13 protein-coding genes and 1 pseudogene are annotated in these 15,650 nt (G+C 69.0%); 5 read left to right on the top strand and 9 right to left on the bottom strand.

Going from position 1 to position 15,650, the window contains the following annotated elements; translation table 11 throughout:
* The first annotated feature begins 91 nt into the window (after nt 1-91).
* Genes HWW87_RS04570 through HWW87_RS04580 form a run of 3 tightly spaced genes read left to right on the top strand, consistent with a single transcriptional unit; the run spans nt 92 to nt 1,290 of the window.
* Nucleotides 92-442, top strand: coding sequence for a metalloregulator ArsR/SmtB family transcription factor (locus tag HWW87_RS04570; protein WP_174434644.1), 351 nt, complete (start codon nt 92-94; stop codon nt 440-442).
* Nucleotides 432-866, top strand: a complete 435-nt coding sequence (locus HWW87_RS04575) for a YeeE/YedE family protein (RefSeq protein ID WP_175819423.1) — start codon at nt 432-434, stop codon at nt 864-866. Before HWW87_RS04570 ends, HWW87_RS04575 begins: the two co-directional genes overlap by 11 nt.
* 1 nt (nt 867) lies before the next feature.
* Nucleotides 868-1,290: a DUF6691 family protein gene (locus HWW87_RS04580; RefSeq protein ID WP_175819424.1), complete on the top strand. Its 423-nt coding sequence runs from the start codon at nt 868-870 to the stop codon at nt 1,288-1,290.
* A gap of 108 nt (nt 1,291-1,398) precedes the next feature.
* Here HWW87_RS04580 and HWW87_RS04585 read toward each other — a convergent pair whose 3' ends face one another.
* The gene (locus HWW87_RS04585; protein WP_175819425.1) at nt 1,399-1,749 is read right to left on the bottom strand and encodes a hypothetical protein; all 351 of its coding nucleotides are present in this window, start codon (nt 1,747-1,749) and stop codon (nt 1,399-1,401) included.
* A 203-nt stretch (nt 1,750-1,952) separates the two neighbouring features.
* Between HWW87_RS04585 and HWW87_RS04590 the strand changes: the two are divergent.
* Nucleotides 1,953-3,445, top strand: a pseudogene (locus tag HWW87_RS04590) (PLP-dependent aminotransferase family protein).
* 84 nt (nt 3,446-3,529) lie between these two features.
* Here HWW87_RS04590 and HWW87_RS04595 read toward each other — a convergent pair.
* The 3 genes from HWW87_RS04595 to HWW87_RS04605 form a co-directional block, all read right to left on the bottom strand.
* On the bottom strand, nt 3,530-3,808 hold the full coding sequence (locus tag HWW87_RS04595; RefSeq protein ID WP_175819426.1) for a hypothetical protein: 279 nt from the start codon (nt 3,806-3,808) through the stop codon (nt 3,530-3,532).
* A 96-nt stretch (nt 3,809-3,904) separates the two neighbouring features.
* Nucleotides 3,905-5,290, bottom strand: a complete 1,386-nt coding sequence (locus HWW87_RS04600) for a cytochrome c peroxidase (RefSeq protein ID WP_175819427.1) — start codon at nt 5,288-5,290, stop codon at nt 3,905-3,907.
* A complete protein-coding gene (locus HWW87_RS04605) occupies nt 5,287-6,750 on the bottom strand; it encodes a metallophosphoesterase (protein WP_175819428.1) in 1,464 nt (487 codons plus the stop codon). Before HWW87_RS04605 ends, HWW87_RS04600 begins: the two co-directional genes overlap by 4 nt.
* A 163-nt stretch (nt 6,751-6,913) precedes the next feature.
* Here HWW87_RS04605 and HWW87_RS04610 point away from each other — a divergent pair, with 163 nt between their 5' ends.
* Nucleotides 6,914-7,768: a class I SAM-dependent methyltransferase gene (locus HWW87_RS04610; RefSeq protein WP_175819429.1), complete on the top strand. Its 855-nt coding sequence runs from the start codon at nt 6,914-6,916 to the stop codon at nt 7,766-7,768.
* Between the two features lie 94 nt (nt 7,769-7,862).
* On the opposite strand, the gene HWW87_RS04615 is transcribed toward HWW87_RS04610, so the two are convergent.
* From HWW87_RS04615 to HWW87_RS04635, 5 genes are all read right to left on the bottom strand, one after another.
* Complete coding sequence (locus HWW87_RS04615) at nt 7,863-8,174, bottom strand: hypothetical protein (protein WP_175819430.1); 312 nt, start codon at nt 8,172-8,174, stop codon at nt 7,863-7,865.
* Nucleotides 8,171-10,192: a BCCT family transporter gene (locus HWW87_RS04620; RefSeq protein WP_175819431.1), complete on the bottom strand. Its 2,022-nt coding sequence runs from the start codon at nt 10,190-10,192 to the stop codon at nt 8,171-8,173. The genes HWW87_RS04615 and HWW87_RS04620 overlap by 4 nt, the downstream gene beginning before the upstream one ends.
* A 308-nt stretch (nt 10,193-10,500) precedes the next feature.
* Nucleotides 10,501-11,688: a porin gene (locus tag HWW87_RS04625; RefSeq protein WP_175819432.1), complete on the bottom strand. Its 1,188-nt coding sequence runs from the start codon at nt 11,686-11,688 to the stop codon at nt 10,501-10,503.
* A 105-nt stretch (nt 11,689-11,793) separates the two neighbouring features.
* Complete coding sequence (locus HWW87_RS04630) at nt 11,794-14,214, bottom strand: glycoside hydrolase family 31 protein (RefSeq protein ID WP_175819433.1); 2,421 nt, start codon at nt 14,212-14,214, stop codon at nt 11,794-11,796.
* 27 nt (nt 14,215-14,241) lie between these two features.
* The gene (locus tag HWW87_RS04635) at nt 14,242-15,513 is read right to left on the bottom strand and encodes an MFS transporter (protein ID WP_175819434.1); all 1,272 of its coding nucleotides are present in this window, start codon (nt 15,511-15,513) and stop codon (nt 14,242-14,244) included.
* Between the last annotated feature and the right edge of the window lie 137 nt (nt 15,514-15,650).

A 15,650-nucleotide genomic window follows, 5' to 3' on the forward strand; every position in this document is an offset into this window, starting at 1 on the left:
GGGGCGGTCCGCTTGCCGATCCGGCAAGCGGCGGGATGCAATGCTATATAAATAAATATAATATTCATTCTTTAACCGTACTCCCGCTCTGATGAACGACGATCTTCCCGCCGGGCTGCCCGGGCCCGATCAGATGCGCGCCGCCGCCGAATCGGCCTGCGCGCTCCTCAAGGTGATGTCGAATCCCGACCGGCTGCTGCTGCTGTGCGAACTGTCGCAGGGCGAGTGCTGCGTGAGCGATCTCGAGGCGCGACTGGACATCCATCAACCGACGCTGTCGCAGCAGCTCGGTGTGCTGCGGGACAACGCGCTGGTCCGTACGCGCCGCGAAGGCAAGACCATCCGCTATTCGCTCGACAGTCCGGCCGTGGTCGCGGTGATGGGCGTGCTGTACGAACAGTTTTGCGGAGCGGCCGCGAAGGAGGCGCGCGATGCAGGTTGATGCGTTTCATTTCACGCCGTGGCTGTCGCTGGCCGGCGGCGTGCTGATCGGGCTCGCGGCCGCGTGGCTCGTCGCGTTCAACGGCCGGATTGCCGGCATCAGCGGGATCGTCGGCGGCTTGCTGACGGCGGGCGACGCAGAGCGCGGCTGGCGCGCGGCGTTCATCGCCGGGATGATCGCCGCGCCCGTTGCGATGCGCTTCGTCGGGAGCAGCCTGATACCGCAGATCGACGCCAGCTGGCCTGAATTGCTGGCGGCCGGGCTGCTGGTCGGGATCGGTACACGGTACGCGGGCGGCTGCACGAGCGGTCACGGCGTGTGCGGGATCTCGCGCGGAGCGCTGCGTTCGGTGGTCGCGACGGCGACCTTCATGGTCGCCGGCTTCGCGACCGTCTTCGTGCGGCTGCACGTTCCGGGAGGCTGACATGCAGGCAGGATTCGCGTTTCTGGCGGGGCTGCTGTTCGGCGTCGGCCTCATCGTGTCGGGCATGGCCAATCCGCAGAAGGTGCTCGGTTTTCTCGACCTGGCCGGCCGGTGGGATCCGTCGCTCGCGTTCGTGATGGCGGGCGCGATTGGTGTCGGGGTGTTCGCGTTCGCGTGGGCGAAGCGCCGGACACGGTCGTGGCTCGGCCTGCCGATGCAGTTGCCGGCGTTGCGGGCGATTACCGTGCGCCTGGTCGCGGGAAGCGCGGTGTTCGGCATCGGCTGGGGGCTTGCCGGGTTCTGCCCGGGGCCCGCGATCGTGTCGATCGGCTTCGGGTCGGCCAAGGGGCTCGGGTTCGTCGTCGCGATGCTGGCCGGGATGGCGCTGTTCGAGTGGATCGAGCGCCGGCGGAACGCACCGTGACGGAGGGCGCGCTGCGGGCCCGAGGATGCCGGGAACGTCGTGCGTTCGTTGGGCACCGCGATGATGCGATGGCGCCCCCGCGCCTCCTGCGACAAGCAAGTCGCGATATCAGAAATGCCCGTTTACGTGGCGGCCGCCGCGTACTCGGCCGGACAGCCGGCGCAGGATCTCGCGCCACACCGAGCGCACGCCTGTTCGGCTCGAGGGTTCCACGATCGTCGTGCTGACCGCGCCGGTGCCGCCAGCCGACAGCGCGACGTGACCGGCTGTTTCGACCGTCAGGCATTCGCCTTCGGCGAGTTCGCGGCGAAGGTATTGCGGTGCATCGGGCAGCCAGTCGAGTCCGCCGTGGCGCAGCGTGACCGTGAGCGCGCCGTCCAGCACGATCATCTGGCTGCCCTTGTCGAACCACGCAAAGTGGCTTTGCCCGGCGGCGAGCCGAAGGTGTTGTGTCCGCATGGCGATTCCTTTTCCCGGTTGCTTCGGTTGCGCGGCCTCGCGACGACGAGGCGACAGCGTGCAATCAGGTTAGGGAAACGGGCGCGCGCACGACAGATTCAGGGGACGGGAATCTGTTGCGGTGCAGGCGATGATTTCGAGCCGCTGTATCGGTGGGTTTTCCCCGAATCTGTATCTGGCGTGTGCCGGGGGGCGCGGGCACGATGGCTCGCATGACGCCTTTCGCCGACGCATCCCGCACGCCTTTGCCGATGAACGGCGAACCGCTTTACGAACGGCTCGCCGAACATTACCGCCGTATCATCGCGGCCGGCACGTTGTCGCCCGGCGACCGGATGCCGTCGGTCCGCGCGTTCATGGCGCAGCATGGCGTGAGCCTCTCGACCGCGATCCAGGCGTTTCGTCGACTCGAGGAGACGGGCTGGTGCGAGGCGAAGCCGCGTTCGGGGTATTTCGTGCGTCGCCGCGCGGCGGCCGTGCTCGACACGCTGCCGGAAAGCGACGGGCCGCCGCTGAACATCGAGCCGCCGTTCGCGGGCCTGCACGAACGCGTATCGCGTGTGATCGACCGTGCGAACGCGGCGACCGATGCGCTGAATCTCGGCGGCGCATCCGCGCACGCCGCGCTGTATCCGACCGAGCGCCTGCAGGCGTTGGCGATCCGCCTGCTGCGGCGCAAGCCCACGCTGCTGACCGATGCGGGGCCCGTCGGCGGTTCGCCCGAATTCCGGCAGACGATGGCCAAACGCGCGCTGTCGTACGGCGTGACGCTGACGCCGGATGACGTGATGTCGACGAGCGGTGGCGTCGATGCGGTGAATCTGGCGTTGCGTGCGGTCGCGCGGCCCGGCGACACGATCGCGATCGAATCGCCGGCCTTCTTCGGCCTGATCCAGTTGCTCGAAAGTCTCGGCCTGCGGGCGCTTGAAATCCCCGCCAGCCCGACGACGGGCCTGTCGATCGAGGCGCTGGAGGTGGCACTGACTGCCTATCCGGACATCCGGGCCGTGGTCGTCGTGCCGAACCTGCAAAACCCGCTCGGCTGCGTGATGCCGGACGAGCGCAAGGCCGCGCTCGTCGCGCTGTGTTCGCGCCACGGCGTGGCCGTGATCGAGGACGAGCCATATCGCGAACTCGTCGAGGCGCCGCAGGCAGTCAGGCCGGTCAAGGCATGGGACCGCGACGGCACGGTGATCTACTGCCCGTCGTTCAACAAGGTGCTGGCTCCCGGGATGCGGCTCGGCTGGATGAGTGCGGGCCGCTGGCAGGCGCGCGTGAGGATGCTGAAATTCGCTCAGAGTCGACATAACGCCGCGTTGCTGCAGGCCGTGGCCGCCGAATTCGTCGGCTCCGGCGCATTCGATCGGCACCTGCACCGGTTTCGCGAACAGTTGCGCGTGCAGCGCGACGTGACGATCGACGCGATTGCGCGGTATTTCCCGGCCGGCACGCGGATGAACCAGCCGCCGGGCGGGATGCTGCTGGAGATCGCGTTGCCGGAAGGCGTGCGCTCCGATGCGCTGTTCGATGCCGCGCTGGCGCTGGAGTCAAGATCGCGCCCGGCTCGATCTTCTCGAATTCGGATCGTTTCGATGGCTATATCCGGCTCGCCTGCACGCGCGTATTCGATGCGGCGCACGAAGCGGCGTTCGACACACCCGGCCGCCTCGTACGGGAAGCCACGGCGGCCGCGTAAGCGCGACGGCGGCGGCCCGCCGGACTTCCGAATACGCGAGTGCGCCGGCCGGACGCGGTACCGAAGCGGCAAGCCGCCGCCATTTCATCGGCCGACCGTGTGCGTGGCGAGGTGCTGGCGAATCAGCGACAGGTAACGATCGCCGACCGAGAAATCGCGGGCCGCGCGCGGCCGGGCGGCGGCCGGCCGCAGCGTGGCCGGTACGCTCATGCCCAGATACCGGCACACGGCCGACGGAAAGGGCTTGCGCGTATGCCCAAGCTGACGCGCCGCGCGCTCGACGCGGGCATCGCCGACCTGGGCACGAAGCCACGCCAGTACTTGGCGATCGGTGTCGTTGACGATACGGACCAGATGTTCCATCGCGCACCTCACTGTTCATAAATACAGTACTGTAAATATAACCAGTGTTTGCGCTAACCGCAAGCGGCGGCGTGTCGGCTGGCCGTTCGGCCAGGGTCAGCGCACCGGCGCGGCGGTGCGCGTGATCCGGGCCGCGGGAGCGGCCGGGGCGGCGCGGCCGGTATAGCGCGCGTCGGTCAGCGTGCCGAGGAACGCGACGATGTCGTCGATTTCCGCGTCGGTCAGCGCGGGCGGCGTGCCGGGCCGGCGGTTCATCGGCGTCGAGTTGACGTTGATGTTGCCGCGATAGGCGGCCGGCACGTCGTCGAACGTGTTGGCGCCGTGATACCAGAAGCCCGGATCGGTCGAGCGCGTGTTGTAGAACGCGACCGCGTCGCGCAGCGTCGTGAACACGCCGTTGTGCATGAACGTCTGCTTGACCGCGACGTTGCGCAGCCCCGGCGTGCGCAGGTAGCCGCACCATTGCGTCGGTTCGGGCCAGCGCAGCCGCCGCGCGGTGTCGCACAGCCCGTTGTCGAAATGGCGCGGATCGCGGTTCGCCGGCAGCGCACGGTTGCGCGGCACCGCGATCGCGTCGTAGCCGAAATCGGTGAACAGCGAGCGCTCCGGGCGGCTCGATGTGTCCGACAGCGTATGGCAGGTCATGCAATTGCCCTTGTCCGGATTCCGGAACAGCGCGAGGCCGCGCATCTCGGCCGGCGCGAGCGGCGTGCGCGTGCGCAGGAACGCGTCGAAGCGCGACGTGAACGGCGCCATCTCGTCGCTCTGCAGATAGGCTTCGACGGCCAACCCCAGCGCGCGCACCAGTTGTTCGGGATCGCGCCGCACCGGCGCGCCGAAGCGCGCGGCGAGATCGGGCGCGAGTTCGGTCGCATCGACCTTGCGCAGCAGCGCGGCCGGCGACCGGTTGTTCATCTCGTTCGGATCGAACAGCGGCCCGCGGATCTGCTCGGCGAGCGTATCCGCGCGACCGTCGCTGAACAGGCCGCCGAACGGCGACGGCGCGGGCGCATCGTCGTCCTGGTAGAAGTGGCGGCGCGGCACGTAGCGCACATACAGCAGCGACGGCGCATTGCGCTGGCTGAAGCGCCCGGGCCGGCTGCCTTCCGGCACGCCGGGGCCCGCGAGCGACGCGGCCGACAGCGTCGGCGCGAACGCGCGGCCCGGATCGTGGCAGCCCGCGCACGACATGCCGCGCGGCTCGGACAGCCGCGGGTCGAAGAAGATCCGGCGGCCGAGCGCGACGAGCGTCGGGTCGGGCGCGAAGCGCGCGGTGGCCGCGTCGATCTTGCCCGTTACCTGCGGCGTGCCGGTGCCGATCGTGTCGACGACGCGCGACGGCGGCGCGCCGGGAAGCAGCACCGTTTCGGCCGGTGCGGCGTGGGCCGCGAGCGTCAGGCCGGCGAGCACGGTTGCGGCAAGCGTGCGCAGCGTCTGCCAGCCACGCACCCCGTAGCCGTCACATCGAACTTCTTCCGTCACGGCGCGATGAACCCCGTCTTGTCGCAGGCGAGCGTCGTGCCCGACTGGTTGCACGACGCCAGTAGCTTGCCGGCCGCCGAATATGCGCGGAACACCCAGCCCGTCGCCGGCGCGGCGTTGCGCTCCATGATCAGGAAACCGAAGCTGTTGTTGTGCGACAGCCGCTCGATCACGGCGCCCGGCGCGGGCGTCAGGCCGGCCGGGAACGGGTCGGGCAGCGCGACGTCGAGGTTGTCGCCGCCGTTGCCGGACACGATCGTCGCCGGGTGCCCGGACGAGAAGTTGATCGCCTGGAAATCGTGCACGTGGCCGTGCAGCGCGACGTGCACGCCCGGCGGGTAGTACGCCTGCGCGTTGAGGCTCGACATCACCGACTGCAGCGCGAGGTTGCCCGGCGCCGGCGTGCTGCCGGCGATCGGCGCAAACGCGAGGATCGGATGATGGTTCGTGAAGATCGTCGTCGTCATGCCGGCCTTCGACGCGAGCGCCGCGACCGTCTGGAACTGCTTCTGGTAGATGCCGAACTGCGCGTCGGTCGTCTTGAGCGGCGTGCGGCCGACCTTCGCGGTGTCGAACACGATCACCTGCGAGCCGCTGCCGAGCGATACCGCATAGGGCTCCGAATAGTTCGCGTTGTTGTCGTTGGCCGGATCGTCGCACGAGCGTGCGGCCGAATACGGGCGCGGGTCGAGGAAGCGGAACCAGCCCTGGCCCGCCCGCGCGCATTCCTCGTGATTGCCGCGGACGACGACCCACGGCGCCTTCGCGAGCAACGGCGCGGCCGGACGGAACAGGTCGGCCTGCCACGTATCCCAGCCGTAGCCCCACGGGCTGTCCTTGCAGCCGGCGATGTCCGGCGGGCACGCGTTCTCGCGATAGTGGTAGTCGCCGACGTGCAGCACGAGATCGGGCGACAGCTTCGCGACGCTGGCCGCGATCGTGTCGAGCGGCCAGACCGCGGCATCGTTGCACGCCTGCCATGCGTTGTCGGCCTTCTTCATCCGGCAGCCCGTGTCGGCGATGATCGCGATGCGCTGCGGCTGCGCTTTCGGCAGCGGCAGCGTGCGGCCCGCGACGCTGGCCGCTTGCGCGCCGGCCGGCAGCGTGGTTTCGCAGACGGACACGGGAAAGCTCGACGGTTTCGAATCGGCCGGGTCGCTGGCGGTCGGCCGCTGGGCGACGGTCGCGGCGCCCGCGCGCAGCGCCATGCGCGACACCTTGCCGTCGACGGTCAATTGTGGGCACAGCGGATCGCCGGCCGACGTGGGCGTGTAGTTCGTGATCACGCGCGCGATCGCCTGGTTCGCATCGCCGATCTCGACCCATGCGGCCTGGACGTTGGCCGACGCGCTGGCCGGATCGTTCGGCGTATCGATGTGATTCGAGCACGCGGACAGCGCGGCGAGGGCAGCAAGCGGGGCGCAGCGCACGAGCAGCGCGCGCGTGAGGAATCGTCGCATGGGAGGGAGAGGCACCGTAGGAAAGTCGTCAACGATACGCAGCGCAAATGTAAGAAATATGAAAAAAACGGGGCGCGACGCGGGTGCACACTGGCCTTGACTTCAAGCCGGCTTGAAGCAGCACAGTCCGGTTCGTCATCAATGAATCGGAAGGGAATCGACGATGAAAGCCAACCGGCCCAACGAAGCGCAATCGGCGCTATGGAACGGTCCGTCGGGGCGCGCATGGGTCGATGCGCAGGCGCCGATGGACCGGATGTTCGAGCCGTTCGAAACGCTGCTGGCGGATGCCGCGGCAGCGTCGTCTGCAACCCGTGTGCTCGATGTCGGCTGCGGCACGGGCGCGGTCACGCTCGCGATCGCGCGACGGCTCGGCGCGAACGCGCAGTGCACGGGCATCGACATTTCGGCGCGGATGATCGACGCCGCCCGGGCGCGTGCCGAACGCAGCGGCCTGCGCGCCCGGTTCGTGTGCGCGGACGGGCAGACGCATGCGTTCGAGCCGGCGAGCGTCGACCTGATCGTGTCGCGCCTCGGCGTGATGTTCTTCGACGATCCGGTGCGGGCGTTCGCGAACCTGCGGCAGGCGGCGCGGCCCGGCGCGCAGATGCGGTTCGTCGCGTGGCGCGGCGCGGCCGACAACCCGTTCATGACGACGGCCGAGCGGGCGGCCGCGCCGCTGCTGCCGAACCTGCCCGCGCGGCAGCCCGGCGCACCGGGGCAGTTCGCGTTCGGCGACCGGCAGCGGATCGCGTCGGTACTGTCGGACAGCGGCTGGGCCGACGTTGCGATCGAGCCGGTCGATCGGGCATGCGTGCTGCCGGCGTCCGCGCTGGACGACTACATTGCCCGGCTGGGCCCGGTAGGCCTTGCGTTGCTGGAGACGGACGAAGCGACGCGGCGGCGCGTAATCGACACGCTGCGCGCGGCGTTCGAGCCGTACGTGCAGGGCGCCGAGGTGCGTTTCGATGCGGCGTGCTGGCTCGTGACGGCGCGCGCGCCGACCGCAGATGTGTAGCGTGAAAGCAGCGGATCAGGGAGGGATTGGCCGCCCGTCCGCCCCGCAGGTGACCGTTCCCGCGTGACGAAGCGGCCGTGACGACGCGCGTGCGTCAGCGCTTCCGCGCGCGCAGCATCAGCCACGCGCAGCCACCGGCCACCAGCACGAGGCCGAGCAGGACGGCCTCGACGCCGAGCGCGAAACCGGGCGGCATCTCGCCGCTGTTCGGCACCGGCGACAGGTTGCCGCCCATCGCGACGGCGCCGCCGGCGAGCAGCGCCGCGCAGACGATCCAGTAGACCTTGCCGAGCGGCGCCGCGGCGCGGATTCGCCACAGCGCGACGCCGGCGCCGCCGAGGTACAGCACGGCGAGCGTGCCGAGCGCGATGACGTCGACAGCGCGGCTTTGCAGCAGCCCGCTCATTCGGCCTCCGTCGCGTGCCCCGGCGCACGGCTCAGCAGGTGCGTGCGTTTGTCCGCGGCGAGCGACACGTAGCGCTCGTACTGGCGCAGCACGTCGGCGATCACTTCGTCGCCGCGCAGGTATTCGACGTCGTAGCCGAGCCGGCCGTCCTCGAAAAACGTGACGATGCCATGGACGTGCGCACGCGACTCGTCCGGCTCGGCCGCCTCGCGCACCAGGAACGCGGCCGCGGATTTCGCGGTGACGCGCACGCCGTACACGAAATCGCGATGTTCGGCGGTCGGCACGGTGAGCCGCACCGCATCGTCGCTGTCGCGCTGCACGTGCGCATCGACGCCGCTCGCGCGCAGCTCGTCGGCGACCTTGCGCAGCGCGGGTTCGACCGTTTCCGCGACGAACTGGCGCGCCTCGGCCTCGGTCGTCTGCCGCAGGATGTGCGTCAGGCGATGGCGCCAGTGCTGGCCGGTCCAGAAGCTCGCCGCGGGCGCGATGTCCTGCGAATAGTGCGCGCGGTCGGCCGCGAGCCCGCGCCACAGCCCGTAGCAGAGCGCGAGCATGATGAGGGCGACCGGCAGCGCGGCGATCAGCGTCATTGCCTGCAGCGCGCCGAGCCCGCCCGCGACGAGCAGCACCGCGGCCGTCACGCCGAGCAGCGCGGCCCAGAACAGCCGCTGCCAGACCGGCGAATGCGCGTTGCCGCGCGTCGCGATCTGGTCGATCACGAACGCGCCCGAATCGGCGGACGTGACGAAGAACACCGCGATCAGCACGATCGCGACGATCGACAGCAGTTGCGACAACGGCAGGAAATCGAAGAAGCGGAACAGCAGCGCATCGACGCTGGTCGCCGTCTGCGCGAGCGCGCCGGCCGCGCCGTGCGTATCGAGCCAGATCGCGCTGTTGCCGAACACGGTCATCCAGACGAGGTTGAACGCGGTCGGCACGAGCAGCACGCCGATCACGAACTGGCGGATCGTGCGGCCGCGCGAGATGCGCGCGATGAACATGCCGACGAACGGCGACCACGACACCCACCATGCCCAGTAGAGGATCGTCCAGCCGCCGAACCAGCCTTCCTCGCGCGGCGACGCGTATGCATAGGTGCGGAACGACAGGTCGACGAGGCTCGACAGGTACTGGCCGATGTTGTCGCCGAGCGCGCGCAGCAGGAATGCCGTCGGGCCCGCGACCACCACGAAGGCGAGCAGCAGGAACGCGAGCAGCAGGTTCAGCTCGGACAGCCGGCGCACGCCCTTGTCGAGGCCGGTCGCGGCCGACACGCCCGCGAGGATCACGACCACCGCGACGAGCCCGATGCGGAACAGGTTGCTGCCCGTGTCCCACCCGGCGACCGTATGCAGGCCCGCGCTCAGCTGCATCACGCCGTAGCCGAGCGTCGTCGCGATCCCGGCGACCGTGCCGACGAGCGCGAACGCATCGACCGTGTGACCGATCCAGCCGTTGATGCGCTCGCGCAGCACCGGATACAGCCCCGAGCGCAGCGTGAGCGGCAGGTTGTAGCGGAAGCCGAAGTACGCGAGCACGAGCCCCATCAGCCCGTAGATCGCCCACGCATGGAAGCCCCAGTGGAAGAAGGTCATCAGCATCGCCTCGCGCGCGGCGGCAGGCGTGCCGGGATCGACGGTCGGCGGCTTCAGGAAATGCTGCATCGGCTCGCCGACGCCGAAGTACATCAGGCCGATGCCCATGCCGGCCGCGAACAGCATCGCCGTCCACGACACGAAGCTGAATTCGGGTTCGGCATCGTCCGGGCCGAGCCGGATGTTGCCGAAGTCGCTGGCGGCGATCAGCACGAGAAACACGAGGAAGCCGGTGACGGCGAGCACGTAGAACCAGTCGAACCGTGCGATGACCCATTGCTGGCCGGCGGAGAACAGTGCGCCGGCTTCGCTCGGGCGCAGTGTGCACACGACGAGTAGCGCGCCGATCACGGCGAGCGCGGGCAGGACGACCTGCGGCTTGAATGTCGTGCGGGGCGAGGGACGGGAATCCGGCATGGCGGGCATCCAGTTGTGGGTGCAACGAAGCGCGACGCCGCCCGGCGCGCACGTCGCGCGTCGGACCCTGATACGGCGTGCGTCGAGTGTACCTCGGTGTCAGGACTGCAAGAAGGGGCATGCAGAAGGGATGAGCCTGACGGATTGTAAGGTATCGGGGCGACCGAGAAAACCCGCGCGGTGCGCGCAGCGGGCCGGCGAGGCGGGGAAAACGCCGCGGCGAATGCGGATCGGGCGCCCGGACGGCGCGCGCGGCATGCGCATCGTCCGGGGCGCAGGCGGCGCGCGGAAGGCGCCGCCGGGCGGGTTCAGAACGTGACGGCGATCCCGGCCATGCCGACGAACTGGCCGTGCGTCGTCGACGGCGTGAGCTGCTGCGAATCGCCGACGATCGGCGCCGCGTCGACGATGTGGCCGGCGCCTTGCGCGCCGAGCGTCCGCCCGCTCGAATGCGTGTACGCCTGCAGCGCATAGAGTGTCGTGCGTTTCGACAGGCTGTACGACTCCTTCAGCGAGACCTGCTGATAGCGGGCCGCGTTCGCGACGCCGTTCGCCTTCGACGCGAGCGTGTACGCGAATGCGCCGGCCACCGAGAACGTCGGCGTGAAGCGGTACGCGGCAAGCGCGCCGTAGGTGTTGAACACGGCCGTGTCGGTGAACGCCGAGCCGTTGCCGGGCAGGTACTTCACGTTCGAATAGTTGAGCCCCATCGTCAGGTCGCCGAGCGTGTAGTTGCCGGCCGCCGCGACCTGCTCGACGGCCTTCGCGGTCAGGTAGCCCTGGTTCAGCACGGACACCGCGAAGCTGCCCGACGATGCGGCGGCCGGATTCAGGAAGCCGGTGGACGAGCCGGAACTGTTAATCCGCAGGTAGCCGGCCGCGATCCCGATCGGCCCGTTCGCGTAACGCAGCGCGGCGCTGAACGTGTTGCCCTTGCCGGTCGCGCCGGCAATGCCGCCGAATGCATACATCGCGCTCGCGGTCAGCCCGGCGAAGGTCGGCGACGTATAGGTGACCGAGTTGTTCACGCGGATCGTCGTGTCGAGGCCGTCGATGTCGCCCGGATGCGCGCCGGTGGCGCCCGTCAGCCAGCTGCTCGACGCGTACGGGCCGACGAACAGGAAGTAGGGCGTGTACTGGCGGCCGGCCGTGACCGTGCCGTAGCGAACGTTGCGCAGGCCGACGAACGCCTGGCGATTGAAGATCGTGCCGGCGGCGGCCTGCGCGCCCGTATTCAGGTTGAAGCCGGCCTGCAGGTCGAAGATCGCATGCGTGCCGCCGCCGAGATCCTCGTCGCCGCGCAGACCGAACTTCGACGCATACAGGTTGCCGTCGCGCATGTACACGTTCGAGTGTCCCTGCTGGTTGTTCACGTACGCGAGCGAATCGTCGACGACGCCGTACAGCGTGACGCTGCTCTGCGCGTGGGCGGCGGTCGTGCCGAGCGACGCGGCCGATAAAATCAGGATTACGTAACGGTTGGCGGGTGCTTTCATTGTCGATCTCCGGAGTCTCTTCATCTTTTCACGGGGGCGGGAGGTCGAATGCCTCCTCTGTGGCAGGCGGCGGGCCGCGCGAACGGCCCGCCTGATCGGGTTGGCTCAGTGGTCGAACGCGACGACGAGGCGGCGCCACGCGCCATCCTGCGCATCCTGCTCGACGCGCGCACCGTGCACGGCAACGGGGCCTTGCAGCGACCCGGGCAGCAGGATCTCGACGCGGTCGGCCGGGCGCGCGGGGCGGCCGTCCCAGCGGATCGACACGCCGAGCACGCCTGACGCCTCGCGGCCGGTCTCGATGCGCCACAGTCCGTATTCGCCGTCGCGCCACGCTTCCGTCTCGCCGTCGTCCTCCACGCATTCGCCGTACGCGACGCCGTCCTCGATCCGCGGTGCGACGAGGAAGCCGCGCGTATCGGCGCGCGCACCGAAATGCTGTTCGGCGACGTTCAGCGGCAGCACGCGGCCTTCGCGCAGCAGCATCACCGACGTGTCGAGCGGCGCGGGCAGCGTCACGCTCGCGCCGCCGTCGAACGACTGCGCGCTCGCGCAGCACGTCCAGCGTGCGCCCGACGGCAGATACACCGTGCGCTCGGTCAGGCCGGGATCGACGACCGGCGCGACCAGCAGCGCGTCGCCGAGCATCATGTCGTCGCATGCGTCGTAGCAGCGTGCATCGCCGGGGAAATCGGCGAAGGTCGGCCGCAGCACGGGCTCGTAGCGCGTCGTCGACAGCCACAGCAGGTGATAGAGGTAGGGCAGCAGCCGGTAGCGCTGCTTGATCAGCGACGCGACCTGCGCGGTGATCTCCGGGTACATCCACGGTTCGTTGACGGTGCCGTCGTCGTTCCACGAATGGATGCTGAAGCGCGGCATGAAGATGCCGAACTGCACCCAGCGCAGCAGCAATTCGGGCGACGGCGCGGGGCCGGAGAAGCCGCCGATGTCGTGGCCGATGTTCGACACGCCCGACAGCGCGAGCCCGAGGCCCATCTTCAGGTTGTAGCGCAGCGTTTCCCACGACGTGTAGTTGTCGCCGGACCACGTCTGCACGTAACGCTGCATGCCGGCGCCGCCGGAGCGCGACACGAGGAACGGCCGCCGCGCCGGCGCATGCGCGCGCTGCGCATCGCGCGACGCGCGCATCATCAGCATCGTCTGCAGCACCTTCGCTTCGCGCGCCGGAAACGGTGCGCCGAAGCCGTGCGCGATCGCGTCGGGCGACCAGATCTCGTATTCGTTGTTGTCGTTCCAGGTCGACTCGATCCCGTATTCCAGCAGCGCCGACGTGACCTGCTCGCGCCACCAGCGGTACGCGTCCGGCTGCGTGAAGTCGAGGTACGCGCCGACTTCGTCCCAGAACTGCACCCATGCGGGCTCGCCCGACGCCGAGCGGATCAGCAGCCCGCGCGTCGCTGCTTCGTCGAACGCCGGATGGTCACGCAGCAGGCACGGCTTGATGTTCGCGCACAGGCGGATGCCGTGGTCGCGGTAGTGCCGCACGAAGCCCTTCGCGTCGGGGAACTTGTCGCGGTTCCAGTTGAACACGTAGCGCTTCGCGCCGATCGACGTATAGCCCGACGACAGGTGGAACGAATCGCACAGGATGTCATGCGCGTCGCACTGCTCGACGAACTGGTTCATCTGCTGCTGCGCGTCCGGCGCATCGGTGTAGCTCATCGTCGAGCCCGAATAGCCGAGCCCCCATTTCGGCGTGCGCGCCGGGCGCCCGGTCAGCCACGTGAAGCGCCGCGCGGCCGCGAGCGGCGTAGCGGGCGACGCGATGAAGTAGTAGTCGAGATCGCCGTGCTCGGCGACGAAATAACGATAGAGCCCGTGATAGTTGTCGAGCTCGCGGCCCATGTCGAATGCGCAGTCGGACAGCGTGTCGTAGAACAGCCCGAAGCCCTGGCACGCATCCGGCGACCACGTGATGTAGAACGGGATGTGCTTGTACAGCGGGTCGGTGTGCTTCGCGCTGTAGCCCATCGCGTCGATGTTGCGCATCTCGAAGCGCGCGCCCGTGCGGTCGAGTTCGCCTGCGCGTTCGCCGAGGCCGAATACCTTGTCGCCGCGCTCGCGGGCGACGTAGTGATACGCGCGATCGTCCCACCAGCCGAAGTTGTACGCCTGTGTCGCGCGGTCGGCGAGCGCGACGCGCCATGCGCCGTCCGCGCCGCGCATCGACCACGTGCAATGGCCGCCTTGCCGGCGCACCGCGAGCCGGATCTGCGCGGTTTCGATGCGCACGCCGTCGTCGTCTTCGGCGAAGTCGTAGTGGGGCAGCGCGAAGCCGCTTAGGTCGAGGCGGTCGCGCCCGTCGACCGGCACGTCGTCGAGACCGGGCGCGATCGTCCACGTGCGCGGGTTGCGCGCGGTCGCGTCGGGCAGCACGCGCACCCGCACGATGTCGTCCTCGAGCACGAAGATTTCGAGGGTGGCACCGGTATCGGACGCGAGCAGCACACGGTTCGCCTGACGGTCGGCGACGCGGAACACGGGCGGATGAAGGAGCGAAGTCATGAATGCGATTCCTGGTGAAAACGGAGGTCAGGCGTGCTGCGCGAGCAGGCGTTCCTGCTTCGACTGTCCGCGGATCAGCACCGCGAGCAGCGTGACGCCGATGATGTCGAACAGGCCGAGGCACGCGAACAGCGGCGCATAGCCGATCTTGTCGGCGAGCGCGCCGACCAGCAGCGAGAAGCCGAGGCCGCCGATCCACGCGGCCATCCCGGCGAAGCCGCTCGCGGTGCCGACTTCCTCGGGATCGAAGACGTCGGCCGACAGCGTGTTGACGAGCGCGGAGATCATCTGGTGCGCGAAGCCGCCGACGCAGAACAGCGCAATCGCCGTGTACGGCGACGACACGAGCCCGATCATCGCCGGCCCGAGCATCAGCACCGCGCCGAGCGCGACGCCGGCGACGCGCGACCACACGAGCGGCAGCTTGAAGCGATTCGCGAGGTAGGGCGACAGGTAGCCGCCCGCGATGCCGCCAAGGTCGGCCGCGAGAAACGGCATCCACGCGAACACCGCGATCTGCGTGAGCGGCATGTGGCGCTCGGTGGCCAAATACAGCGGAATCCAGAAGCTGAAGGTCTGCCACGCCGGTTCCGCGAAGAAGCGCGGCAGCGCGATCGCCCAGAAGCGCCGTGCGGTGACGACGTCGCGGATGCGGCGCGTCGACACGGGCGGCATCGTGGCCTGGCCGTCGCGGATCAGCGTGCGCTCCTGCGGCGTGAGACGCGGATGGTCGGCCGGGGAACGGTACTGCGTGTACCAGAGCGCGGCCCACACGAACCCGAGCGCACCGGTGACCATGAACGCGGCCTGCCAGCCGAACCGCATCGACAGGAACACGACGAGTGGCGGCGCGATCGCGGCGCCGAGCGACGTGCCCGCGTTGAAGTAGCCGACCGCGACGGATTTCTCGCGATCGGGAAACCATTCGGCGACGGCCTTCATCCCCGACGGAATCGCGGCGGCCTCGAACAGGCCCAGCAAGCCGCGCAGGATGCCGAGCGACAGCCAGCCGGACGCGAAGCCGTGCGCGACGCCGACCACCGACCATAGCATCGCGAACAGCGCGAACCCGAGCCGCAGCCCGATCAGGTCGACGATGAACCCGCATACCGGCTGCATGATCGTGTAGCCGATCTGGAACGCGCCGACGATGTACGAGTACTGCTGCGTCGAGATCGCGAACACCTGCTTGAGCTCGGGCGCGAGCACCGCGAGGGAATTCCGTGCGAGGTAGTTGAGGATCGTGCCGAGACACACGAGCACGATGATCCACCAGCGCAACGCCTTGACTGTCTTCACTGCTGTCTCCTGTCAGGGAGGGCGGGCGCGCGGCGCCTGCCCGGTCCATGAAGGCCATCTGTCGGAGATGGCTTGTTTCGTTTTTGTTCGTACGATGTCCGATCTTGATGTGCGTCGGTTTTAGCCGGTTTATATCG

It is taken from the genome of Burkholderia sp. BCC0419, from assembly GCF_902830285.1.
Lineage (GTDB): Bacteria > Pseudomonadota > Gammaproteobacteria > Burkholderiales > Burkholderiaceae > Burkholderia.